Origin of the sequence: Nocardia farcinica (assembly GCF_001182745.1) — a bacterium.
Classification (GTDB): domain Bacteria; phylum Actinomycetota; class Actinomycetes; order Mycobacteriales; family Mycobacteriaceae; genus Nocardia; species Nocardia farcinica.
In genome coordinates this window covers 1,171,273-1,194,094 of record NZ_LN868938.1, presented here as the reverse complement: position 1 = coordinate 1,194,094, position 22,822 = coordinate 1,171,273, and the positions used below count along the sequence as shown (strand labels likewise).

Here is a 22,822-nt window from a genome sequence, read left to right as displayed (position 1 = left end):
TCGCACTCACCCGAAATCGTCGTCGTCGCCGTAGCCGTCGTCCCAGTCGTCGTAGCCGCCGTCACCACCGTCAGCGTCACCACCGCCGGTGCCGGTCTGGGCGGCCTGGGCGCGCAGCTCCTCTTCTTCCTCGGGCGTCAGCGAGGTCGGCGGCATGATCAACGCGCCGAGCAGCGCACCGCCCGCGACCGCGGCCAGGATGCCGCCGAGCCGCCCACCGAAGGAGGAACGGTTCACCGTGAGCACGCCGTCGCTCCACAGCGTGCGCCCGTAGCCGGATTCGCGGCCGTAGACGACGGTCCCGCCGCGGTGCACCCGCTTGACGAGCTTGCTGCCCAACGGTTCGTCGGTGCCGGAGTGGCCGCGGTCGTCGCGCCAGCCGACCGTGCCGTCGGGGCCGCGGCTGCGCCATTCCTGCCTGCCGTCGGCGTAGCGGCGGTGCACGGTGCCGTCGGCGAGCAGTTCATCGGTGTAGGCGAGCTGCCGGTACTCGGGCACGGCGGGCTCCTTTCGAGGCGGGCGGGGCGCCGGTCATGCGGCAGGCCAGGTGAGGAAGCCGGCGTCGCGGGCACGGCGCAGATCGACCAGCGGCGTGCGGGGCGGACGGACCTCGCGCACCAGCCGGTGCACGGTGCGCAGCAGGGCCGCGGGGCGGACGGCGTCGAGGTCGACGGCGCGACCGCGGCGCAGCCAGTCGCGTTCGCGCGGGTCGAGGTGGGGGAGTCCGGGCGCGGCACGAAGATCCGGGCGAGCGGCCCGGTCCAGTGCGAGGTCGTCACGGTCGTGCCGGTGGAACAGGTGCAGCCCCATCGCCTGCCGTGGCCGCAACCCCAGCGGCACGACCCGCACCTCGGCGGCCAGTCCGGCGAGTTCGCGGACCCGCGCCGGGAATGGGAGTCCGGCCGCGCTCGCCCCGTGTAGCACGTACACGGTTCCGCGGACGCGGGCGAGCATGGCGACCACACCCGGGTGCAGGGGCAGTTCGGCGGCGCTCACCACCGGGCAGGCCGATTCCATCGGTAACCCGTTGGCGCGCAGCATCGCCGCGATCCCCTGGGATTCGCAGACCAGCAGCCGGGGCAGGCCGTAGTCGAACAGGTCGGGTTCGCCGGTGTGCTGTCCGGGCGGGGTCGTGCGGGGCGCGGCGGGGGCCAGCAGACCGGGCAGCTCGCGGTGGCGGGCGAGCGCGGCGCGGAATGCGTCCTCGGGCACCGGGATCGGCAGGGTGAACGCGGCACGGCGCGGCAGCCGGTGCGCGGGGACGAGCAGGCGGCACAGCTCGTGCTGAAGCTGCCCCTCGGTGACGCGGAGACCGCCGGGTGCGCTCGCGCGGCGGGCCGCGAGCGGCAGCAGCCGGTCGAGCACCCGCGGGGTCAACTGGTCGGCCACGTGAGGAAACCTACCGCGCGGGCGCTGCGCCGGTCCGGGTCGGCCGCCTCCTCGACCCGTTCCACGCCGCGCTGGACCAGGCCGAGCAGCCGGGCGGGCGGCAGCGCGGCCACCGGCGACCACCATCCGTCGAGCAGCCACTCCCGGTCGTCGGTGGGCAGCTCGGGCGGCAACGCCGCGCTGCGCAGCGGGCGTTCCCGCAGCCGCACCGCCGAACGTGCCGTCCGTGCCGCCCTGGTGGACAACCCGATCGGCACGACGCGGGGGCCGAGCACAGCCCGCACGCGGGCGGCGAACTCCACACCCGGCGCGCCCGCGTCGTGCAGCAGCAGCACCGGGACCGCGGGCGGCAGCTGCTCGACGCGCTCGCACAACGCCATGCCCCACGCCCGGTGCGCGTCGTTGGCGGCCAGGCAGGCGAGCACGCCGCGGTCCGGGCACAGCAGCGCCAGCCGCGGCCACTCCACCGCGGGCAGCGCGAGATCCTCGTCCACCATGCCGGGCGGCAGGTCACGGTAGATCCTCCGCCAGGGCTCGAGCACCTCGGACCGGAAGGTGCTGTACCGCACCGGAACCTGCACGGTGGTCATCCGCACGAGCAGCGGGCGCACCAGCAGCAGCACCAGATTCACCGCGACCAGCAGCCCCACCGCCGCGGGCAGGGCGACCAGGACCGGCACCAGCCCGCTGACCATCGAGACGAACGCGGCCACCACGATCACGACCGCGGTCACGGCCACCCACGCGTGGTAGACGCGCCGGATGCCGGGCAGGTCCTTGCGGGCCAGCGCGTACCACAGCTGGGTGGGGGTGTAGCGCAGCCCGCGGCCGTCGCCGAGCTTGTCGGCCAGCCGACGAATCCGCAGGTCGTGCAGGCGGAACGGGCTGGACTTCGGCTCCAGCGCGAACTCGCGCGCGCATTTCGAGCAGCGTCGACCCGAGCGTTCCTTGTACAGCAGGTTCCTGGCGCAGTGCGGGCAGATCACGCCTCATGGTCGCCGATTCGCGCCCCGCGCGCGAGTGGTATCGCCGCGCGCGGCGCACGTAGCATCGCGCGAGTGACGCAGCTGCCGCCGGATACCGACCGCTGGAACACCAACATCCACTATCACGACGTGCTCGTCGAGGCGGTGGCTCCGCACGCCGGGCGCATTCTCGATGTCGGCTGCGGGGAGGGCATGCTGTGCCGCAGGCTGCGCCGTGACGATCGCGCGATCGTCGGCATCGACACCCACGCCGAGAGCATCGCGTTGGCGCGGGCGCAGTCCGGCGCGGACGGCCCGCACTACGTGTGCGCCGACGTCCTCACCCACCCGTTCGAGCCCGCCTCCTTCGACGCGATCGTCTCCGTCGCCACCCTGCACCACCTGGACCCGGACGCCGCGCTCACCACGATGGCGCGGCTGCTGAAACCCGGCGGCACCCTGGCGATCGTCGGCCTCGCCCGTCCCCGGTGGCCGCACGACCTGCCGGTGGAGGCGCTGGCCGTGCTCGCGTTCACCTACCACCGGCTGGCCGGGCACCACCATTGGGAACATCCCTCGCCGATCGTCTGGCCGCCGCCGCACACCTACGCCGAGATCCGCGACACCGCCCGGGCCCTGCTGCCGGGCGTGCGGTACCGGCGGCACCTGTACTGGCGATACTCCCTGCGCTGGCGCAAGCCGGCCGCCTGATCGCCGGGCCGCGCTCCCGGCCGGAGGCACGGCGGGCCCGCGTGTCCGGGGCGACCTCCCTCGGCTGTCGGTGGCGGTGGGTACCGTCTGGGTTCGTGGACGCTGGGGAACAGATCCGGGAGCTCGCCGATCGCATCGTGGAGTTGCGGACGGCCTACTACGAGGGCGCGCCGCTGGTCGCCGACGCCGAGTACGACGCGATCGAGGACGAGCTGCGCGCGCTGATCGCCGCGCACCCCGAGCTCGCCCCGGACCCGAATCCGCTCGACCAGGTCGGCGCGCCCGCCGTGCTGCACGCCCCGGTGCGGCACTCGCGGCCGATGTTGTCGCTGGAGAAGGCGACCACCCCCGAACAGGTCGCGGCGTTCTTCGAGCGCTTCCCCGGTCAGCCGGTCGTGGTCATGCCCAAGCTGGACGGGCTGTCGCTGGCGCTGGTCTACGAGGACGGCAGGCTGGTGCGCGCGGTCACCCGCGGCGATGGCACCACCGGCGACGACGTGACGATGTTGGTGCGGGCGTTGGTCGACGGCGTGCCGGAGCGGATCGACGTGCCGGGCCGGGTCGAGGTGCGCGGCGAGGCGGTCATGTTGCGCTCCACCTTCCTGGCCTACAACGCCGCGCACCCGGACAAGCCGCTGATCAACCCGCGCAATGCCGCGGCGGGCACGCTGCGCGCGAAGGACCCGGCCACCGTCGCCGAGCGCCGGCTCCGGTTCTTCGGCTTCGACCTGGACACCGCCGAGGGCGGTGCCGCCGCCGACCTGGGCGAGGGGCTGCGGGCCCTGGGCATCGCGGGCGCGGCGATGCGGATGTGCGCCGACGCCGAGCAGGCGCAAGCGGCGATCACCGACATCGAACGGGGCCGCAACGACCTGGACTACGACATCGACGGCGCGGTGCTGCGGCTGGCCGACCGGGACGCCTACGCCGCCGCGGGCACCCGATCCAACTCCCCGCGTGGCGCGCTGGCGTTCAAGTTCGCCGCCGAGGAGAAGACCACCGTCCTCGAGGCGGTCACCTGGGATGTCGGCAAGACCGGCAAGATCGTCCCGGTCGCCCGGCTCGAGCCGGTGTTCGTCGGCGGCACCACGGTCACCAAGGCGACGCTGGCCAACCAGCAGGTCATCCGCGCCCGCGACATCAAGGTCGGCGACACGGTGCTGGTGCGCCGCGCCGGTGACGTCATCCCGTTCGTGGCCGGGGTGCTCGACGCCTCGAAACGCACCGGCGCGGAGGTCGAGATCGTGCCGCCCACCGAGTGCCCGTCGTGCGGGCAGCCGGTCACCGAGCAGGGCAACAGCCGGGAACTGTTCTGCACCAACGCTTCCTGCCCGGCGCAGACGGTGCGCAGGCTGATCCACTGGGCCTCCCGCGCGGCCGCCGACATCGACGCCATCGGCGGGGTGTGGATCGAACGCCTCGCCGAGGCGGGCATTCTGGAGAACCCCTCCGACTTCTACACCCTGACCAAGGAACGGCTGCTCGAGTTCGACCGGATCGGGGAGGTCTCGGCGACCCGGATGATCGAATCCATCGACCGCAGCCGCGATGTCGGGTTGCGTCGCGCGCTCATCGGGCTCGCCATCCCGATGGCCTCCGAGGGCACCGCCGCGCGCCTGGCCCGGGCCGGTTTCGCGTCGCTGGAGGAGGTCGCCGACGCGGGCGAGGAGCGGCTGGTCGCGGTCGAGGACATCGGCCCCAAGGTCGCCGCCTCCCTCGTCGAGCACCTGACCCGGCTGCGTCCCGAACTCGAGCGCCTGCGCGAGCGTGGAGTCTCCCTCGACGTCCGCGAGGAGGACCTGCCGCCGGTGGTCGCCGCGGGCGCGCCGCTGGCGGGCAAGACCGTCGTCGTCACCGGCGCCATCAGCGACCCCCGCTCCGGCGAGAAGGTCGCCCGCCCCACGTTCCAGCGGCTCTGCGAGAAGGCCGGGGCCACGGCGGCGTCGTCGGTCTCGGCCAACACCGATCTGCTGATCACCGGCGCGGGCGTCGGCGAATCGAAACTGGCCAAGGCCGAGAAGCTCGGCGTCGAGATCGTCGACCAGGCCACCATCTGGGCGCAGCTGATCGAGGCGAAACTCGTCTGATTCGAGCCGCTGACCGCGGGGGCGCCGCGGTCAGCGGTCCTGGACGGCGAGGCGGCCGGCCATGGCGAGGAAGGACACGGCGAAGGTGCGGCGGGTCCAGGCGAGGACGGCCGGGCGGTGCAGGACACGCCCGCGCAGGGTGGCCGCGCAGATGCCGTAGGCGGCGAACACCACGAACGTGGCGAGCATGAAGACCGCGCCGAGTTCGAGCATGCGCAGCGAGGCCCGCGGTGTGCCCGTGGGCACGAACTGCGGGAGGAACGCGACGAAGAAGACGGTGAGCTTGGGGTTGAGCAGGTTCAGCAGTACCGCCGCGCCGACCACGCGCGCCGCGGAGCGGGGGGTGCCGGTCGCGGGCTCGCCGGTGGGCAGCGCCGGCGAGCCGGTGTCGCGGACGACGCTCCACGCCATGTACAGCAGGTAGGCGACCCCGAGGTACTTCACGGTCTGGAAGGCCAGCGCGCTGGTGTGCAGCAGAGCGGCCAGGCCGGTGATGGCGGCGAGCAGGTGCGGCACGATGCCCAGGGTGCAGCCCAGTGCCGCGACGAGGCCCGCGCGAGCACCCCGGGACAGTGCGGTGGCGAGGGTGAACAGCGCCCCGGTGCCGGGGGTCGCGACGACGACGAGCGTGGTCAGCACGAACTCGATGCTCATCGCCCGCAGCGTAACGGGGCCGGCCGGATCCGCAACCCCGTCGATGCGGGGCGGGGATTCCGACCGGTCCGTCGGCGTGCCATGATGGGAACATGTGTTCGATTGCGGGTGTGTTGCGGGTCGTGCGGCCGGTGGGCGGGCACGCGCCGGGACCGGGTGATCGACGATGAGCGAGGACGGTGTCTCGGCGATCCGGCGACTGGCGCGGCCACGGCCGGTGCTGGTGGATCCCAAGCGGGTGTGGTTGCTGCCGGAGCGGCCCGGCAGGCAGCGGCCGAGCTTGGGGGTCTCGTCGAACAGCCTGGACCCGCGGTTCCAGGAACCGTGGGTGCCCGCCACCCAGTTCGGGTGGGTGCGCCTGCATCTGGGCCATTACGTGGCCTGGTATGCCGAGGTGGCCGTCGACTACCGCACCCGCAACAAGCTCACCGAGACCACGTTGCGGCACTGGGTGCCCTGGGACGCGGTGCGGTTGCCCGAGCGCCGCTGAACCGGATGCACCGGTTGGGTTGGGCGGCTTGGCATTCGCCTCGCGCCGATCGCCACCGCCGCCCCGGGCAGGAGGGAAGTGGTAGGAAAGGAGCGTGTCCGCAACTGGCGAAGTAACCGGTCCGAACAACTCGCGCGCCGTCGCCGAGGTGGTGGAGCTGGTCAGCAGGCTGATCCGTTTCGACACCTCCAACACCGGCGATCTGGCCACCACCAAGGGCGAGCAGGAGTGTGCCGAGTGGGTGGGGGAGAAGCTGCGCGAGGTCGGCTACACCACCGAATACGTCGAGTCGGGCGCGCCGGGCCGCGGCAACATCTTCGCCCGGCTGCCCGGCGCCGATCCCGGCCGCGGCGCGCTGATGATGCACGGTCACCTCGACGTGGTGCCCGCCCAGGCCTCGGACTGGAGTGTGCACCCGTTCTCGGGGGCGGTGCGCGACGGTTATGTGTGGGGTCGCGGCGCGATCGACATGAAAGACATGGTCGGGATGATGCTGGCGGTGGCGCGCCAGTTCAAGGCCGAGGGCACGGTGCCGCCGCGCGACATCGTGTTCGCGTTCCTGGCCGACGAGGAGAACGGCGGGCGCTGGGGTTCGCAGTGGCTGGTCGACAACCGGCCGGACCTGTTCGCCGGGGTCACCGAGGCCGTCGGCGAGGTCGGCGGGTTCTCGCTGACGGTGCCGCGCCGCGACGGCGGTGAGCGGCGCCTGTATCTGGTGGAGACCGCGGAGAAGGGGCTGGGCTGGATGCGGTTGCGCGCCAAGGCGCGCGCCGGGCACGGCTCGTTCCTGCACGAGGACAACGCGGTGACCATCCTGGCCCAGGCGGTGGCGCGGCTGGGCACACACACCTTCCCGCTGGTGCTGTCGGATTCGGTGGCGCAGTTCCTGGCGGTGGTGGCCGAGGAGACCGGGTTGCCGTTCGATCCGACCGGTCCCGACATCGAAGGCCAGCTGGCCAAACTCGGCACGATCTCGCGCATCATCGGCGCCACGCTGCGCGACACCGCCAACCCGACCATGCTGCAGGCCGGTTACAAGGCCAACGTGATCCCGCAGACCGCCGAGGCGGTGGTCGACTGCCGGGTGGTGCCGGGCCGGCAGGCGGCCTTCGAGCGGGAGGTCGACGAGCTGATCGGACCGGATGTCGAACGGGAGTGGATCACCAAGCTCGACTCCTACGAGACGACCTTCGACGGGCACCTCGTCGATGCGATGAACGAGGCGATCCTGGCCCACGATCCGGAGGGGCGCACGGTGCCCTACATGCTCTCCGGCGGCACCGATGCCAAGGCGTTCGCGCGCCTGGGCATTCGCTGCTTCGGTTTCGCGCCGCTGCGGCTGCCGCCGGACCTGGATTTCAGCGCCCTGTTCCACGGGGTGGACGAGCGGGTGCCGGTGGACGCGCTCGAATTCGGCACCCGGGTGCTGGAACACTTCTTGTTGCACAGCTGAACCGCAAGAGAGGAAGCCATGGCTTACAACCCCTACGACGCACTCCCGCAGGTGCCCACCTTCACGGTCACCTCGCAGGACGTCACCGATGGTCAGCCCTTCGCCAGCGAGCAGGTCAGCGGTGTGATGGGCGCGGGCGGCAAGGACATCTCCCCGCAGCTGTCCTGGTCGGGTTTCCCGCCGGAGACCAAGAGTTTCGCGGTGACGGTGTTCGACCCGGACGCCCCGACGGCGTCGGGCTTCTGGCACTGGGCGGTGTGTGACATCCCCGCCGATGTCACCTCGATCCCCAGCGGCGCCGCCGACAACGACGCCGGGCTGCCGACCGGCTCGCTGACCCTGCGCAACGACGCGGGCTCCTTCGGTTACGTCGGCGCGGCCCCGCCGCCCGGGCACGGCCCGCACCGCTACTTCATCGTGGTGCACGCGGTGGACACCGAGCGGCTGGGCCTGGACAAGAACACCACCCCCGCGGTGCTCGGGTTCAACCTGTTCTCCCACACCCTGGCCCGCGGCACGATCGTGGCCACCTACGAGCAGAAGTAGTCCCGCACGCGTCGGGGCCCCGGACTTCGCGGTTCGGGGCCCCGACGGTGTTTCCGGGTCAGGACGTTGAGGGGTGCCGGTAAGGATCGTGGCACCAGCCGCAAATGGCGGGTTGCTCCCGACCATTACGTGCCCGTCGACGTAGACGATGAGATCGCCGACCTGGGCAAGTTCCAGGAATGCCGGGTCGATTCGCGATCGCCCTCTGGTAGTGCCTTCCTGATTCACTCCGCAGCGGTGCCAGCCCGAAGGTAGCTGTACACGGTGTCACGATTGATCCCGAGACCGGTATAGACGCCTTGAGCCTTGGCGGCCGCGATGCCCTCGCGTTGACGTTCGAGGATCAATGACCGTTCGAACTCGGCGAAGGCACCCATGACCGAGAGCAACAACGTCGCCATCGGTGAATCTTCACCGGTGAACGTCAATGATTCCTTGACGAATTCGACCCGCACCCCCTTGCCTGTCAACACCCGCACCAGACGGCGTAGATCGTCGAGGTTGTGTGCGAGCCGGTCCATCGAATGCACGAACACGGTGTCGCCCTCGCGCACGAAGGCGATCAGCTCGTCGAGCTCGGGAGCCGTCAAACCTATTAACAGGGATCGCTAGGGCGATTTGGGGGGGGCGAAATGAGGACAGTCACGCTGACGCTCACTTTGCGACCCTGTCATCGAGTTCGGCAAGGAGGGGCGCTGAACCCCGCCGCCTCTCGAAATCCGGCTCGCACCCCCTACACCTTCAGCGCCGCTGAAGGGACCCAAGAAATCGAAAACCGTTAGGGGCATCATGAAGCTGAAGAAGATCGTCGCTGCCGTCGCCGCCGGCTCGGCACTCACATTCGGTTCCATCGCTGGTATGGCGGTGATCAGCCCGGCCGTTGCGAATGCCGTCGCGGATGACGGCTGTGCGGTGGTGGGCCTCACCCAGGATGGGAAGTTCCTGGTCGAGAGGTGCAACGGCGAGCTGGTGTATACGAGGGTTTAAGCTTAGAGTGCAATCCTTCATCAAGGTATTTGGGAGCTGCCATCAATGACGAATCGCGTCAGAATCACCGCTGAAGCGACCGCGCTGAATCCGGTTGAGCGGATCGGCCGTCCAGGCCGAACCATACGGAGCTATATCGAAGAATTCGGTGGCTCCTGGGAAGGTACGCTGACCGACCCGTTCGACATCTCTCATCGGGTCTCGCTCGAGCCTTTCAAGTCTCACAACCCTGAGCTGTACTTGAAGATCCAATTCAGGGTTTCTCGCGATGACGAAGATTTCGATTTCGACTATAGCGATGCGATCGTACTCAAAGAGTACGACCTTCCTGCGGGTGTCGAACTTCCTCAGTAGGACCGAGGAAGTGGAGACGGTGCGCTTGCGGCTACTGTAGCTGGTTCCTCCTTGACCAGCGAGCATATGCCGTCAGGCCATCGCCCGAATCAGCCACTGTCGGGCCAAGGTTTGGGCTCTGCGCAGCGTAGCCCGAACCTTGGTCCCTCAGGGGCCGAAGCGGCAACGCCTCAGGCGCCTGCCGGGGAACGGACGAGTCATCCGCCGAGTGCCAGTTCGAACCACGGTCAGCGACGGACGTGATCCCGCGCAGGCATCCGGTGCGTAGTACCGCTTCTTTGACCATGTCGATCAGCGGCACCACACCCCACCGGGTCTGGACGTGCGATTACAGCTTCCGCAGGTTGCGCGGCTCGCCCAGTGGCGCTAACGGCGCCAGCTTGATCGCGCCCTGTTTGCGCTCTTTGATCTCCAGCCAGCTCGCCTTCGGCAGCGCCGCGTGCAGGGCTTCGAGCTCGGTGCGCATCTCCTCGCACATCGCGTCGATGAACTCGGTCGGATCGAGGGGTTTGCGCAGTTTGCCGTTACCCGCCAGCCCTACGTGGTCGTCGTCGGCGGCGGCCAGGGTTCGGAGCGGTGCGTGACCGCTGGGCAGAAGTCGGGCGTGAGGACGGCGAACTAGGCTATCCCACCTCCGATGAGCTCGTGGCACCCGACGGCATCGGCCACTACGTCTACTTCGAAAACGGCACCGCCATCTACTGGTTGCCGATCATCGGAGCTTGGCGCGTTCCCGCCAACATGATCAGTCTCTGGGCAGGCGAAGGGTTCGAGAGCGGGCCACTGGGCTATCCCGTGGAGAACGCACGAACCACCGGGCTGTCCGATGGATTGGTCATCGCCCAGCTGTTCCAGTACGGAGCCATCGGATACACCGCCGACAATGTCGCCTACGTCGGCGCCTACGAGCCCGTCCGCTGAGTAGCATTCCCGCTCCCACAAAGGAATTCCCGATGAACCTCCTTCGCATCGTCCTGTCGGCGGTGATGGTCGCAGTGAGCTTCCTTGTCATGGACTCCGCGGTCGCGCAGGCACAGACCACCGACTGTTCGAAACGAAATCCCCCATTCCCCGACTACGACAGCTCGGAAATTCTCAGAAACGTCATCACCAACCGAGCCGGAACCGTCCCCATCCGTCGCGGATTCTATTGCGTTCCCGACGCCGCGGCCGGAGACCCTGCCGAAGAGGCGAAATGGGGATTTGGATTCGGCTACGACAAAGCCCGGAACCGCCACAATATCCCCTCGCTGAACGCGCAGGAATTCGTCCTCAAATCATCGAGTTCGTTCAAGACCCCCGAGGGCTGGAACTTCATCGCCTTCGGCCGCGAAAAGGTCTGCAACACTGGAGGTCGCGACTGCCGGGTCACCAAGGAACAGCGAGTGGTGGGAGCATCCTCGGAAAAGAACTCCGAGGAATACTACGATATGCCAGCCGGAAACCCGGTCGGATTGCTCACCGTATACTGCGACTACGGCGATCCCGTCCGGCTCAAATGCGAGGACTGGGTCAACAAGGCACTCAAGAACGGTCGCGGATGAGCCCGAACGAATTCGGGCGTTGAGGAGGTAACAGGATGGCCGGGTCCGTCAACGACGCCGAGTACCAGATCACGCAACGCCATGCGGCCCAGATCGACCACGTCCGTGCCGGGACCACGGCGCTGGCCTGCAGGGCGAGCGGGGCGCTCGGCGCAGCGGACTCGCTGCCCGGCGACGAGCGTCCGATCGAGGGCCCGGCCGTCACTGTTGCCGATGTCGATGTCGTCGCCACGATGAACTACTGGGAGATGACCGACCTCGGGTCCTTCCCAGACGGCGCCTCGGTGCTCGGCGTCCAGGTACTGATCTCAGGACATCCGCGTGAGCGCGGGACGGACGGCGAGGCTGATGTCGTGCTACCCGAGGGCGAGGCTGGGGCGTGGGCGGCGGCCGTGCTGGGCCGGGAATGGTTCGACCACGGCTATGTCCTGCGGAACTCGGGGGGACGGTGGGAGCGGCTACATCGCTACCTCGTGCTCCTCGACGCCGACGCCCAGCCCGTCGCAGCTCCCGACGACTTTTACTTCGCCGGTGTCTCGTTCGGGTCGGGGACGGTGACGGTCCGGGCGCTTGCCGCCGACAGCGAGGGCCGGCCACCGGTGGAGGTGGTCGCTCCCACGCAACGTTGCCCGAGCCTGTTGTGGCCGGTGGAACTTACCGGCGCCGCACCCGAACCGATCCTACCGGCAGCGCGCGCGCTGCTGAGTGTGCTGCGCGCCAAGGGCGCAGTGCATCACCAGTTCCGGCTCATCGCGTTCCGGTTGTCGGAGTCGACCGCGCACATCCGCTACCAATGCCGCGACACGGGCATCGAGCACGAGATCGCGCTCTCCGTGCCGACCGAGGCCGACTTCGCCGAAGGATACGAATTCTTCCGCCGCGCCGTTCCGCGACTGGGCGCCCTGCCGATACGCACACCCGAGCAGTGGGCCGACGAGCTCGTCGAGCAGTTCAAAGAGCTGTTCGCCACGGGGCTACTCGGGAGCCCGGTCACCGAGCCCGGCTGACACAGCGCCCGACGCGGATGATCCGCAGCCAGGAAGAAAGGCGAGGTGGACGACGCCAATCCCTTTGCCGCCGAACTGGAGGACATCCTCGACCGCGTCGGCGGGCTTACCGGCGAGATCGAGTGTGAATGGCACCATTTCGTCACCTGGGAAATTACCCACCAGCTACCTGTCGGCCCGTGGGGCCAATCCTGCGAGATCCGGCGGTAGGTATCGCTCCTGAGTGGGTAAGACTCGAGAAGCTCCACCAGTTGCAAGTTTCCATCATTGGTGGAGCCGTCGCACACCGGAGCCAACGGGTACAGCGTATTCATGGTGCCGAAGACACCCGTGGACGCCAACCAGAAGCACGCGGATGTGATCGCGACCTTCTACTACGAGAACCGGGTCATGGACGGTGACCGATTCTATGTCCGCGCCGACCCGTCGTTGTGAAGTTGGAGGACCCGATGGTGATCTTGACCGACATCGTCGACTACGACAACGGTGGACTGATCTACCTGCTCGATCGTGCGCTCGATTCGCAACCCAAGACCATTTCATGGGAAGGCGCGCACCGGTTACGGCCCGGCGTCGGCGCGCTGGCGATCTCCACCGGCCGCGACCGCAGCCACGGCAACCTCGGCCGGGTCAGCGTGGTCGTCGGCGAGGGCGGGTTCCCTCCGGAACCCGTCGACGCCGAGTTCGTCGAGGAGGCCAGCTACCTCACCGAGCTGGGGCGCCCGTATCTCGGCTCCAGCTACTACGAGGAATGTCAAGGTGAGCTCGCGATCGATCTGACCCCGCCGGGGCCCGCCCGGGTCCACGTCCGCCACTTCGAGGTGGCCGGCCCGCACGAGCCGTATTCAGCGTCGGCACCGGGGTACGAGCCTCGGTCGGTCCCGGTCACGCGGGTAGTAGCGCAGGTTCGCGCCCGCATAGCGGCCGATCAGCTTCAGCGCGTCGAGCACCGGCCGGTGCGTGGTGTTAGGTGCTCCTTGCCGGTGACCTTCTTGAACTCCTTGATCAGCTCGTTGGTCACCCGCACCTCGGCGCGGGCGTTGATCCGGTGCACCGTCGAGTTCAACAACTCGACCAGGGTGTCGGTGATCTCCCGGCGCCGGAAATGCAACAGCGCCGCCAGCAACGTCAGCTTCACTCGCAGCGGATGCCCACGCAGATGGCTCGGTGACTCCACCGCGGCGCGAGCCCGCCAGTTCTTCGCGGTCTTCGGCGCGATGTCGGCGAACACCTCGACCGGGACGCCGATCTCGCGGACCGCTTCGAGCTTGGCGATCTCGGTGAGCATCGTGTTCGAACTGACGTTACCCGGATCTGACCGGATCGACGCCAGCACCGCGCTCCCGCCTTCCAGCTCGCCCGCCTCGTCAGCGGCCGGGGCGACCAGCGCGACCAGCCTGGCCACCACCTCGGTCGACAACCGCGACATCACCCGGTCGAATAGCACCTCCTCCCCGCGGCTCAACCCCGCCGCGACGATCCGGTCGATCCGGCCAGTCGTCGGTGGCTCCAGCTTGCGGCGGCGCAGCTCGGCCAGCAAATGTTCGCGCACCCGCTCACCGCTGCGCTCGACCTGGGTGACCTCCTCGACCAGCCACCACGTCAACGCATCGGCATCGGGCCACACTGCATTCGCGGAACCCGAGCGCCTGACTGACCTGGGCACGGTGGTACTCGATCCTTCTGACCAGACCAGTCGTAGAACGCGATTTCGGTGCGATCCACACCGATCTGGCGGGCCACGTAGGCGATCGCCTCGTCTGAGATCTCGGAGCGGCCGCGTGGAAACCGGCCCCGCTCGGTGTAAAAGCGGAGCAGAATCGCGAACCCCAGCCGTGTAGCGCCCCGCTTGCCGCCGATCAGGTTCGGCTCATCACCTCGATCGTCCACGCATCGATCAGTTCGTCCTGGTCCACCTCACGCGCCACAGCCGCGCAAGCGACACCGAAATCACCACCAGCACCGGACAATTACGGCAGACGACGGATCGATACTGCTCGTATGCTCGGCATTCACCCCGACTTGCGGCTGGTGACACGGTCCTCAGACGTTGACGATGTGCTCGGGCGCCGGGTCGGCGTAGAGCTCGGCGAGGGTGGTGGCGTACTTCTCGGCGATCGGCTTGCGCTTGAGCGACATCTTCGGGGTCAGCTCGTCGCCGCCGGGCTCCCACACCGCGCCGACGATGGTGAAGCGTTTGATCTGCTCCACCCGCGAGAGCTTGGTGTTGCCCGCCTTCACCGCGGCGTGCACCTCGTCGACGATCTCGCGGCGGCGCACCAGGGTGGGCAGGTCGGCGTCGGTGGCGCCGAGGTCTTTGGCACGCAGGGCCACGATGTCGGGGTCGAGCACGATCAGGGCGGTGATGTAGGGCTTGGCGTCACCGATCGCGACGACCTGACCGACCAGCGAGGACGCGGCCTTGACGGCGTTCTCGATGTTGCTGGGGGCGATGTTCTTGCCCGCCTCGTTGATGATCAGTTCCTTCTTGCGGTCGATGATGCGCAGGTAGCCGTCCTCGTCGAGGGTGCCGACATCGCCGGTGTGCAGCCAGCCCTCGGCGTCGATCGCCTCGGCGGTCTTGTCGGGCATGTTGCGGTAGCCGCGGGTGACGATGGGGCCGCGGATGAGCACCTCGCCGTCGGCGTCCAGGCGCACCTCCACCCCGTCGACGGGGCGCCCGACCGAGCCGGGGCGGGGTTTGTCCAGTTCGGTGTAGGTGCCCACGCCGGTGGTCTCCGACATGCCCCACACCTCGCTGACGGTGAAGCCGAGACCGAGGTAGAACTCGAGGATCTCGGCGGGGATGGGCGCGGCGCCCGAGGCGGCGACCTCGAGCTCGTCGAAGCCGAGCGCGGCGCGCAGCTTGGACAGCACCAGTTTCTCGGCGAGCCGGTGCTGCACGGCCAGCACGGGGGAGCGGCCCTTGCCGGCCAGGTCGGCGCGCGCGGCCGCCACACCGGTCTCGATCGCCCAGGTGGCGAGCTTCTTCTTCACCGGGCTCGGCTCGCTCGCGAGCTTGGCCTCCACCCCGGCCTTGATCTTCTGCCACACCCGCGGCACGCCGAAGAAGGTGGTGGGGCGGGCGTCGGGCAGGGCGGCGGCGATCTCGCGCGGGTCGGGCACGGTGGTGATCTGGATGCCGGTGACCAGGTTGATGGCGTGCCCGGAGATGCGGTCGGCGACGTGTGCGGCGGGTAGGTAGGACACCGCGCGGTCGTCCAGGCCGACCCGCAGCGGGCCGCTGACCAGCGCGGTGATCTGAGCGAGCACGTTGGCGTGGGTGATCTCCACGCCCTTGGACGGGCCGGTGGTGCCGGAGGTGTAGATCAGGGTGGCCAGGTCGTCGTTGCGCACCGCGCGCCAGGCGGCGTCGAAGTCGAAGTCGGCCAGCGGGTTGGCTTCCACCTCGGCCAGGGTGAGGGTGCCGGTGGCGGGGCCGTCGACGACGATGATGTGGTCGAGCGCGACGCCGGTGGCGCGGATGACGTCGAGAAAGGCCTGCTCGGTGACGACGATCTTGTTGCCCGCGTTGCCGAACAGGTGCGTGATCTGCTCGGCGGAGCTGGTATTGTACACCGAGAACGGGGTGGCGCCCACGTGCAGGGCGGCGGTGTCGATCAGGTTGAACTCCGGCCGGTTGGTGAGCATGATGCCCATCGTGTCGCCGTGCGTCAGGCCGAGGGCGGCCAGTCCGGCGGCCAGGGCGCGCACCCGTTCACCGTATTCGCGCCAGGTGATCTCGGTGGTGCCGCCGACGGTCCGCAGCGCGACCTGGTCGGGGCGCAGCGTGAGGGTCTCCTGGAACGCCTCGGGAACGGTGTACACCGTCTTGCCTGACTCGTGCGCGAAACCGATTTCTGAAGTGCTCATATTCCCTGTTCCCGATGTCGTCGTGAACCCGACTCGTGCGCCTCGGGGTCACCCGGCCGCGGCCGCGCAAACCCTGAAACAATGGTGGTGCCGATATCTCATTATCTCACACCCGAGGTGCGGGCGAGTGGCGTAGCTCACTCATGGTAGCCACATCCGGACCGCGGTGCTGCCCGTTACGTCCGGATCGACGCCGTCAGGACCGGCGCGCGGCGGTGCCGGCCCCCTCGCCGCGCAGCCACCCCCACCGGGAGCGGCGTGTCCCGCCGACCGCCCCCGCGCCGTCCTCGTCCCAGCCGGCGTCGTCGGGCAGCACCGGCAGCACCATCGTGCTCTCGGGCCCGGCCAGCCCGGCCGCCCACGGCGCCGACGGCTCGGGCAGCCAATGCCTGCGCCGTGCCCGCTTGTCCTGCAGGTACTTCCGCGCCCGGACACTGCGCGGACGGGTGGTCAACGGCACCACGGTCACCGCGACACCCAGATCGGTGAGCGCGGCGGCCTTGTCGGGGTTGTTGGTCAGCAGCCGCACCCGGCGCAGGCCGAGCTCGGCGATCGCGGCGGCGGCGAGCCGGAACGACCGCGCGTCCTCGGGATAGCCCAGGCGGGTATAGGCGGTGAAGGTGTCCGCGCCGGTGCGCTCGGCCTCGCGCAGGCCACGCGCCTTGGCGACGAGCCCGGCGCCACGGCCCTCCTGGTCCAGATACACCAGCACGCCGCGCCCCTCGGCCTGGATCAGGTCCATGGACCGTTCGAGTTCGGGGCCGCAATCGCAGTCGTCGGACTGCAGTGCGTCACCGTAGAGGCAGCGCGAGTGGATGCGCACCAGGCAGTCCTGGCCGATCTCGCCGAACACCAGCACCGCGCCGCCGTCGCGGTCGGCGGGTAACTCCCGGACCCGGACGGTCAGCTCGGCGCCCTTGCGGGTCAGGCGATGCGCGGTGTCCGTGCCGGGGTCGACTGTGGTCAATGCTCCTCCGAAGCATGCGCGAAAGGGAATGGGCGACGTGCGGGGTCAGCCGGTGCCGCCGGTGAGGTATTCGGCGCCGGCCGCGGCATGGGTGGTGAAGCCCGCGATCCGATCGATCTGCGCGGCCGCGGGCATGGCGTGCGGGATCTCACCGAAGGACTGGGTGGCCGCCATCGCCGCGGTCGCCCACGCGAAATCGGCGGGCTCGGCCGCGCTCCAGCCGTGCCCGGCCAGCCGGCGCGCCAGCGCGGCGACGAAAGCCGCAGGCGCGCCGGGGGATTCGTCCAGGTGCGCGGCGGCCGGGCGCGGCACGTCGAGGGTGAGCGCGGCCGAACGCACCCGGCAGTGCAACCCTTCGACCACGCACACGCAGTCGACGCCGAGCGCGCGCAACCGGTGCACCACCTGTTCCTCGGTCTCCGATCCGGCCGCGGCGGGGTCGGCGCCGACGAGCTGGGCCAGCTCACCGGGCGTGCCGATCAGATAGTCGATGCGGTCGAAGAACTCGTACAGGTACTGCGGCGCCTCCAGCGGCGGGGTGGGCTGCACGAACAGCCGGGGCCGCGTGCGGGCTCCGGCCCGCAGCAGCCGCAGGACCTGTTCGAGCACCGGGGTGGGTTGCTCGAAGGTCAGCAGCAGCGCGTCGCAGTCGGTGAGCGCGGCCAGCGCGGCAGGTGTGGTGAGATCCTCGGCGCTCAGCCGCACCGCGTCGTCACCGCGGCCGATGACGCCGTAGGCGCCGGTGGCGGTCACGATCAGCGCCGCCACCGGGGTCGGTTCGCCGGCGGCGATGCGCACCAGGTCGGTGCCGACGTCCTCGCGGCGCAGCGCGCGCAGGATGCGTCGCCCGGCCGGATCGTCGCCGACCGCGGCCATCAGCTGCACCCGGAATCCGAGCCGGGCCGCCGCGACCGCCCGATTGAGGCCCTTGCCGCCGAGATGTTCGGCGAAGCGGCCCTTGGCGGGGGCGTCCTCGGCCGGGAGGCGATCGGTGCGGTAGATGTGGTCGATCACCGCGTCGCCGACCACGGTGATGCGGCCGAGCGGGGCGGTGTGCGCGGCGGGTGCCTCGGACCGGGCTGTCGCGTCATCGGTGTCGTCGTATCCGTGGTCGCCGTAGCCGGGTTCGCCGTAGCCGTGGTCGCCGTAGCCGGGGTCGGCGTCGAGCAGGGCGGCCAGCGCGGTGAAGGCGCGGCGTTCGGGGTTGGTGCGCAGTGAACGCACGGTGAGTTCCGGCGGATTCGGGTCGGCGTCGGTGGCGGCGTGCAATGTGTGCCAGTACTCGGCCAGGGACGCGCGTCGTTCGCCGAGATCGGGGGCGTAGAGCCGGTCGGGGTCGACCCCGGCGGGTGGCTCGGCGCGCCAGAGGCCGAGCGCGAGGGCGGCGTCGACGATGAAGCGGTCACTGGGCGCCAGGCGGGCGGCCAGCTCGCGCACGACCGGCGCGACGACGGCCTCGGGCGCGGCCCGGTCGCGGTGGGCGCGGCGGCGGATGACGGGCAGTTCCAGCAGCGGCGCGACGTCGATTTCGGTGGTGCGCAACCGGTCGGCGCTGAGCCCGGAACGTTTGCACAACCGGGTGAGGATGTTGCGGACGGCGACGGTGCCGGTGTCGTGCGGCGCCATACGCGATCCGTCCTCCGTCCTCGGGCAGCGGTGCGGTGATGATCTTGCGGCTCACCCTAAGCGCCGGGCGCGCGTTTAGCCACCGCTGCGGCGGTGAATTCTCCTAGTGTCCCGGCAAATGCCGCTTCGCACGCGGCAACTGCCGAAAAAGGTGGCGATCGCGGTGGCGAGACCGCCACACTGGACCTACCGCGACGCAGCGCCGCCAGGGGAGGCAGCCATGACCGTCCACGAAACCGCCTGGACCATGACCAGCGACGTGACTCCCGAGTGGGCGTGCCGGGAAACCGGAGACGGCCCGCGCCGCTGGCGGCTGAGCTGGCTGCCCGACCGGCTGCTCACCCGCGAACAGGCCCGCGCCGGTATGGAACTCGACGAACTGCTCAGCGACCCCGCCGCCGTCGGCGACCGGTTCGCCCACGCCAGGATGGCCGAGCGCGCCGACCGGCTCGGAATCCTGTGGGAACAGGCGTTGATCCTGATCTCCAAGCGGATCCTGACCCGGTTGCGCACCCGCGAGGGCGAACCCGTCCCGCGACCGCCCGGCTGCCCCGGCCCGGCAACACCGGAAACCGAGGAGCCCGAGACCCCACTCGACTGGCTCGAAGCCGAACCCGCCTGACCGTTCAGGCGGTATCGATTGCGCCTGTGCGGGGCGGCCTGCGTGGTGACGCTGCGCTGCCGCCTCCGGCCGCTGTCCCGTTCAGGCGGTGTCGGCCTGGGGTTGGGGCCCGCGGTGTTCGGCGCCGACGGCCTCGGTGAGGCTGGTGTAGCCGTCGAGGCGCAGCAGCTCGGCCAGGCCGCGGTGGATCTTCCTGGTCCAGAACGGGCCACCGTAGATGAAGCCGGTGTAGCCCTGCAGCAGGCTGGCACCGGCCAGGACTCGCTGGTAGGCCTGCTCGGGGGTTTCGATGCCGCCGACCGAGATCAGCGCCAGCCGGTCGCCGACGCGGCGGTAGAGCCTGCGTAGCACCTCGAGGGAGCGGTCGGCCACCGGCGCGCCCGACAACCCGCCCGCGCCCATCGCGGCGACGTCCTCGGGGTCGGTGTGCAGCCCGTCGCGGCGGATGGTGGTGTTGGTGGCCACGATCCCGGCCAGGCCCAGCTCCACGGCCAGGTCGGCGACGGCGTCGATGTCCTCGTCGGACAGGTCGGGGGCGATCTTCACCAGCACCGGCACGCTGCGACCGCCGTCGGCGACGGTCTCGAGCACGGTGCGCAGCAGCGGCCGCAGCGACTCGACCGCCTGCAGGTCGCGCAGGCCGGGGGTGTTGGGGGAGCTGACGTTGACGACGACGAAATCGGCCAGCGGACCGAGCAGGGCGGCGCTGGTGGCGTAGTCGGCGGCCGCGCCCGCGGGCTCGACGACCTTGGTCTTGCCGATGTTGGCGCCGATGGGCACGGTGGCGGTGCGGGCGCGCAGCTGCTCGGCGGCGCGGGCGGCGCCGTGGTTGTTGAACCCCATCCGGTTGATCAGGGCGCGGTCGGCGGGCAGGCGGAACAGCCGCGGCGCCGGATTGCCCGGCTGGGCTTGCGCGGTGACGGTGCCGATCTCGGCGAATCCCCACCCGAAGGGCCCCCACACGTCGACGCCCTCGGCGTTCTTGTCGAATCCGGCGGCCAGCCCCAGCGGGGCGCGGAAGGGCACCCCGAACACGGTGCTGTGCAGGATCGGGTCGTCGACCACGGCCAGGCGCCGCACCAGCGCCCGGGTGGGGGCGAAGCGGGCCGCCACCCGCATCGCGGCGAAGGCGAGATGGTGGATGCGTTCCGGCGGCACCAGGAACATCACACGAAGCAGCAGCGCATACATCCGGCCGGTCACATCCCCGGTTCCGGCTGGGGTAGTAGCGCCGACTTGCGGCGACGCAGCAGCACCTTGCGGCTGCCGTCGGTGTAGGCGCGCACGCGGGAGAGCTCCCAGCCGCCGAACTCGGCCTGGATGGCCAGGCGCATCGAGGCGGTCACCCGGGTCACGTCCTTGGGCAGCCGCAGCGGCACGTACTCGTAGTCGTCGCTGTCGCTGCCGGTCTCCCAACCGGCAGGCAACGCTGTGCGGGAGCTCCTGGACGCCATTACTGCCCTCTCTTCAGCCGGTCCGCCGGAATCCGCTGCAGGCCCTCACCGGCCGCGGATCCGACATACAGGTCACCGGTGCGGTCGTCGACGGTCACCGTGTTCGGCTGCCGCACCGTGGGGTAGCGGCCCACCTCCTGCGGAATACCCGTCGACAGGTCGAACCCGACGACCTCGTTGCTCTGCGTGCACGTCACCCACACGGTCTCCGAGCGGCGATCGTAGGCGAGCGCGTAAGGCGACGATCCTACCGGGAAACGCTGACGCAACACGAGCGGTCCGGTCGTGTAGACCAGCAGTTCCCCGTCGGCGGTGTCGGTGACCAGCACCCGGCCGAAGTGGTCGGCGATCATGTTCGCCGCGCCTTCCCCGGCCCGCAGCGCCAGCCCGAGGTGGTCGGCGCCGGGGCTGATCTCGGTGACCGAACTCTGGCGGCGGTCCAGCACGGCCAGCCGCTCCCCGGCCCGCACGACCACGTCGGCGGAGACCAGTCCGTCCAGGCTGTGCTCGACGCGGCCGTCGGCGGCGATCGTGCTGACCTCGCCGTCGGCGGCGCCGACGACCAGGGTGCCGTCGTCGGCGCGGGCGACCGAGCGCAGCTCCCCGGGTACCGGGATCTCGCTCTGCGCGCCGGTGGTGGCGTCCACGCGCACCACGCGGTCGCGCATCGGAATCAGCACCTCCCCGGGGGCGCCCTGCGCGAGCGCGACACCGGCGGCGGGCAGGGTGATCGTCTGCGCCGGCACGTCGGGGACATCGCCGGCGGCGGCGGGGTCGATCAGGAGCAGGGTGGTGGCGGCCTCGCCGCTCGAGGCGAGGACGGCCAGGCGGCCGGTGCCGGATTCGGCGAGCAACGCGCGGACCGGATCGGCCGGACCGAACACCGTGCCTTCGGCGGGGACGGTGGTGGCCGGGGCGGGCGCGGCGGTCGCCGGTTCGCGGGTGGGCACCTTGGAATCGGCGTCCTCGGCGGAGCAGCCGCTCAGCACCAGCAGCGCCACCGCGCCCAACAGGGTCGCCGACATCGTGCCGCCTGGGCGCATCCCACCGAACTCCTTCACCACCGGACCGAACCGCGACACTCCATCTGACCATGCGGGCCCGACACACCGGCCGACCGGGTCCGGCGGGTCGCGGTGTCGGTGACCGGCGTTACGGTGAACAGCAACAGCGTCCGAGCCAGGGAGATCGAATGTGACCGCCGAGCAGCGAGCGGGGTTCACCGTCGAGGATGTGACGGTCGGCCGGTTCGCGCACGGTTTCGGCACCACCGAGGACGGGCGACCCTTCGCCTTCCGCACCGTGCGCGCCACGCTGACCCTGGAGATCTACCGCGCCGACCTGGACACCGCGGTGCCCGCCCCCGAGGACGTGGTCGCCGTCGCCGAGGCGACGGTGACCGATGTCGACCTCGACGACGAACGCAGCGTCGTGGCCCTGGTCCGGGATCTGATCCCGGTGGCCGCGCCCGACGGCGACGGCCGCGGTGTCACCGTCCGCGCCCTGCTGGGACGACTGGGATCCGTCCTAGATGGTATGTAGGTAGTGATGCACTCCACACGATCGACCCGAACCGCGCTCGCCGCGGCCGCCCTGCTCACCGTGGGCGTGGCCGCCGCCTGCAGTTCGGGCCCCGACGAGGCCGCCGTCGACGCCGCCCGCTCCAAGGCCGTCGCCGCGCTGTCCTCCTCGGCGGCGGCGACCTCGAGCGAGATCGCCAACCGGCACATCCCCACCGCCGCCGAACTCGACGCGCAGATCAAACGCGCGCTCGATCCGGCCCTGCCCGACAGTGAACGCACCGCCCTCATCGAGGACGGGGAGGCCTTCCGCGACGCCATCCCCGACATGTACCGGGCGTTGCAGGACAATCCGCGCGCCGTCTACGGCGTCACCGACCCGGTCTTCGACAACCGCGACGGCACCCTGACCGCGACGATGAAGCTCGACAAGGACGGCACCGGCACCGCGGTGCGCACGACCGTCGTGCACTTCGTCTACCTGGACGGGCGCTGGAAGATCTCGCGCACCGACCTGTGCGGCATCCTGCGCTCGGCCGACTATCGCACGCCCGCCTGCGGGTAGCGCCCGGC

The 22,822-nt window shown here is 70.3% G+C and carries 28 protein-coding genes and 1 pseudogene; 15 read left to right on the top strand and 14 right to left on the bottom strand.

The genetic code is table 11. The features are described from left to right. Positions 1–6 precede the first annotated feature (6 nt). From AMO33_RS05840 to AMO33_RS05830, 3 genes are read right to left on the bottom strand one after another with little or no spacing between them, the layout of a single operon-like run. Positions 7–498: a hypothetical protein gene (locus AMO33_RS05840; protein ID WP_011209435.1), complete on the bottom strand. Its 492-nt coding sequence runs from the start codon at positions 496–498 to the stop codon at positions 7–9. A 33-nt stretch (positions 499–531) separates the two neighbouring features. Beyond that, positions 532–1,389 carry a hypothetical protein gene (locus AMO33_RS05835; RefSeq protein ID WP_240327439.1) on the bottom strand — a complete coding sequence of 286 codons (858 nt, stop codon included), beginning with the start codon at positions 1,387–1,389 and terminating at the stop codon, positions 532–534. Next, positions 1,374–2,375 carry a hypothetical protein gene (locus tag AMO33_RS05830; RefSeq protein WP_060591060.1) on the bottom strand — a complete coding sequence of 334 codons (1,002 nt, stop codon included), beginning with the start codon at positions 2,373–2,375 and terminating at the stop codon, positions 1,374–1,376. Before AMO33_RS05830 ends, AMO33_RS05835 begins: the two co-directional genes overlap by 16 nt. Before the next feature lie 72 nt (positions 2,376–2,447). On the opposite strand from AMO33_RS05830, the gene AMO33_RS05825 reads away from it, so the two are divergent. Beyond that, positions 2,448–3,065 carry a class I SAM-dependent methyltransferase gene (locus AMO33_RS05825; RefSeq protein WP_060591058.1) on the top strand — a complete coding sequence of 206 codons (618 nt, stop codon included), beginning with the start codon at positions 2,448–2,450 and terminating at the stop codon, positions 3,063–3,065. Between the two features lie 95 nt (positions 3,066–3,160). Beyond that, the gene (ligA, locus tag AMO33_RS05820) at positions 3,161–5,152 is read left to right on the top strand and encodes an NAD-dependent DNA ligase LigA (RefSeq protein ID WP_060591057.1); all 1,992 of its coding nucleotides are present in this window, start codon (positions 3,161–3,163) and stop codon (positions 5,150–5,152) included. Between the two features lie 30 nt (positions 5,153–5,182). On the opposite strand, the gene AMO33_RS05815 is transcribed toward ligA, so the two are convergent. Then, a complete protein-coding gene (locus AMO33_RS05815) occupies positions 5,183–5,806 on the bottom strand; it encodes a LysE family translocator (RefSeq protein ID WP_060591055.1) in 624 nt (207 codons plus the stop codon). Between the two features lie 166 nt (positions 5,807–5,972). On the opposite strand from AMO33_RS05815, the gene AMO33_RS05810 reads away from it, so the two are divergent. The 3 genes from AMO33_RS05810 to AMO33_RS05800 all read left to right on the top strand — a co-directional run bounded on the left by AMO33_RS05810 (position 5,973) and on the right by AMO33_RS05800 (position 8,295). Next, a complete protein-coding gene (locus AMO33_RS05810) occupies positions 5,973–6,296 on the top strand; it encodes a hypothetical protein (RefSeq protein ID WP_011209441.1) in 324 nt (107 codons plus the stop codon). Positions 6,297–6,390: 94 nt separating this feature from the next. Further along, on the top strand, positions 6,391–7,749 hold the full coding sequence (locus AMO33_RS05805; protein WP_076573437.1) for a M20/M25/M40 family metallo-hydrolase: 1,359 nt from the start codon (positions 6,391–6,393) through the stop codon (positions 7,747–7,749). Positions 7,750–7,767: 18 nt separating this feature from the next. Then, entirely contained in the window at positions 7,768–8,295 is a 528-nt protein-coding gene (locus AMO33_RS05800; protein WP_060591053.1) for a YbhB/YbcL family Raf kinase inhibitor-like protein, read from the top strand. Positions 8,296–8,519: 224 nt separating this feature from the next. Here the strand turns inward: AMO33_RS05800 and AMO33_RS05795 are convergent. Further along, positions 8,520–8,852: pseudogene (locus tag AMO33_RS05795) on the bottom strand (recombinase family protein); the annotation flags it as partial. A gap of 232 nt (positions 8,853–9,084) precedes the next feature. On the opposite strand from AMO33_RS05795, the gene AMO33_RS05790 reads away from it, so the two are divergent. Then, the gene (locus tag AMO33_RS05790; RefSeq protein WP_060591051.1) at positions 9,085–9,282 is read left to right on the top strand and encodes a hypothetical protein; all 198 of its coding nucleotides are present in this window, start codon (positions 9,085–9,087) and stop codon (positions 9,280–9,282) included. A gap of 45 nt (positions 9,283–9,327) precedes the next feature. After that, a complete protein-coding gene (locus AMO33_RS31320; protein ID WP_086840281.1) occupies positions 9,328–9,636 on the top strand; it encodes a hypothetical protein in 309 nt (102 codons plus the stop codon). A gap of 328 nt (positions 9,637–9,964) precedes the next feature. On the opposite strand, the gene AMO33_RS31315 is transcribed toward AMO33_RS31320, so the two are convergent. After that, complete coding sequence (locus AMO33_RS31315; RefSeq protein ID WP_159005368.1) at positions 9,965–10,102, bottom strand: hypothetical protein; 138 nt, start codon at positions 10,100–10,102, stop codon at positions 9,965–9,967. A 110-nt stretch (positions 10,103–10,212) separates the two neighbouring features. On the opposite strand from AMO33_RS31315, the gene AMO33_RS05785 reads away from it, so the two are divergent. From AMO33_RS05785 to AMO33_RS32510, 5 genes are all read left to right on the top strand, one after another. Then, positions 10,213–10,557 (top strand): LGFP repeat-containing protein, encoded by a 345-nt coding sequence (locus AMO33_RS05785; RefSeq protein WP_082668593.1) that lies wholly within the window; start codon positions 10,213–10,215, stop codon positions 10,555–10,557. Positions 10,558–10,589: 32 nt separating this feature from the next. After that, positions 10,590–11,180, top strand: coding sequence for a hypothetical protein (locus AMO33_RS05780; RefSeq protein WP_098755681.1), 591 nt, complete (start codon positions 10,590–10,592; stop codon positions 11,178–11,180). 35 nt (positions 11,181–11,215) lie between these two features. Next, a complete protein-coding gene (locus AMO33_RS05775) occupies positions 11,216–12,187 on the top strand; it encodes a hypothetical protein (protein ID WP_060591045.1) in 972 nt (323 codons plus the stop codon). A 45-nt stretch (positions 12,188–12,232) separates the two neighbouring features. Then, positions 12,233–12,397 carry a hypothetical protein gene (locus AMO33_RS31310; protein ID WP_159005366.1) on the top strand — a complete coding sequence of 55 codons (165 nt, stop codon included), beginning with the start codon at positions 12,233–12,235 and terminating at the stop codon, positions 12,395–12,397. A 102-nt stretch (positions 12,398–12,499) separates the two neighbouring features. Beyond that, entirely contained in the window at positions 12,500–12,622 is a 123-nt protein-coding gene (locus AMO33_RS32510; RefSeq protein ID WP_261307340.1) for a hypothetical protein, read from the top strand. Between the two features lie 499 nt (positions 12,623–13,121). Here AMO33_RS32510 and AMO33_RS05765 read toward each other — a convergent pair whose 3' ends face one another. The 5 genes from AMO33_RS05765 to AMO33_RS05750 all read right to left on the bottom strand — a co-directional run bounded on the left by AMO33_RS05765 (position 13,122) and on the right by AMO33_RS05750 (position 18,653). Then, positions 13,122–13,853: a hypothetical protein gene (locus AMO33_RS05765; protein WP_162828838.1), complete on the bottom strand. Its 732-nt coding sequence runs from the start codon at positions 13,851–13,853 to the stop codon at positions 13,122–13,124. After that, positions 13,790–14,077, bottom strand: coding sequence for a DUF4158 domain-containing protein (locus tag AMO33_RS32935; RefSeq protein ID WP_076573435.1), 288 nt, complete (start codon positions 14,075–14,077; stop codon positions 13,790–13,792). Before AMO33_RS32935 ends, AMO33_RS05765 begins: the two co-directional genes overlap by 64 nt. Before the next feature lie 153 nt (positions 14,078–14,230). Further along, entirely contained in the window at positions 14,231–16,060 is a 1,830-nt protein-coding gene (locus AMO33_RS05760; protein ID WP_060591039.1) for an AMP-dependent synthetase/ligase, read from the bottom strand. A 196-nt stretch (positions 16,061–16,256) separates the two neighbouring features. Next, a complete protein-coding gene (locus AMO33_RS05755) occupies positions 16,257–17,027 on the bottom strand; it encodes a GTP cyclohydrolase II (protein ID WP_060591036.1) in 771 nt (256 codons plus the stop codon). 45 nt (positions 17,028–17,072) lie between these two features. Next, positions 17,073–18,653 (bottom strand): PfkB family carbohydrate kinase, encoded by a 1,581-nt coding sequence (locus AMO33_RS05750; RefSeq protein WP_060591034.1) that lies wholly within the window; start codon positions 18,651–18,653, stop codon positions 17,073–17,075. Between the two features lie 220 nt (positions 18,654–18,873). Here AMO33_RS05750 and AMO33_RS05745 point away from each other — a divergent pair, with 220 nt between their 5' ends. Further along, a complete protein-coding gene (locus tag AMO33_RS05745) occupies positions 18,874–19,275 on the top strand; it encodes a hypothetical protein (RefSeq protein ID WP_076573433.1) in 402 nt (133 codons plus the stop codon). Between the two features lie 81 nt (positions 19,276–19,356). On the opposite strand, the gene AMO33_RS05740 is transcribed toward AMO33_RS05745, so the two are convergent. From AMO33_RS05740 to AMO33_RS05730, 3 genes are read right to left on the bottom strand one after another with little or no spacing between them, the layout of a single operon-like run. Beyond that, positions 19,357–20,466, bottom strand: coding sequence for a quinone-dependent dihydroorotate dehydrogenase (locus tag AMO33_RS05740; RefSeq protein WP_060593313.1), 1,110 nt, complete (start codon positions 20,464–20,466; stop codon positions 19,357–19,359). An 8-nt stretch (positions 20,467–20,474) separates the two neighbouring features. Beyond that, entirely contained in the window at positions 20,475–20,729 is a 255-nt protein-coding gene (locus tag AMO33_RS05735; protein ID WP_011209449.1) for a DUF5703 family protein, read from the bottom strand. Beyond that, the gene (locus tag AMO33_RS05730; RefSeq protein WP_228804404.1) at positions 20,729–21,754 is read right to left on the bottom strand and encodes a YncE family protein; all 1,026 of its coding nucleotides are present in this window, start codon (positions 21,752–21,754) and stop codon (positions 20,729–20,731) included. The genes AMO33_RS05735 and AMO33_RS05730 overlap by 1 nt, the downstream gene beginning before the upstream one ends. 169 nt (positions 21,755–21,923) lie before the next feature. On the opposite strand from AMO33_RS05730, the gene AMO33_RS05725 reads away from it, so the two are divergent. Together AMO33_RS05725 and AMO33_RS05720 are read left to right on the top strand one after the other, a co-directional pair. Next, positions 21,924–22,271 carry a hypothetical protein gene (locus tag AMO33_RS05725; protein ID WP_060591032.1) on the top strand — a complete coding sequence of 116 codons (348 nt, stop codon included), beginning with the start codon at positions 21,924–21,926 and terminating at the stop codon, positions 22,269–22,271. Between the two features lie 6 nt (positions 22,272–22,277). Next, entirely contained in the window at positions 22,278–22,814 is a 537-nt protein-coding gene (locus AMO33_RS05720; protein ID WP_011209452.1) for a hypothetical protein, read from the top strand. Positions 22,815–22,822 lie beyond the last annotated feature (8 nt).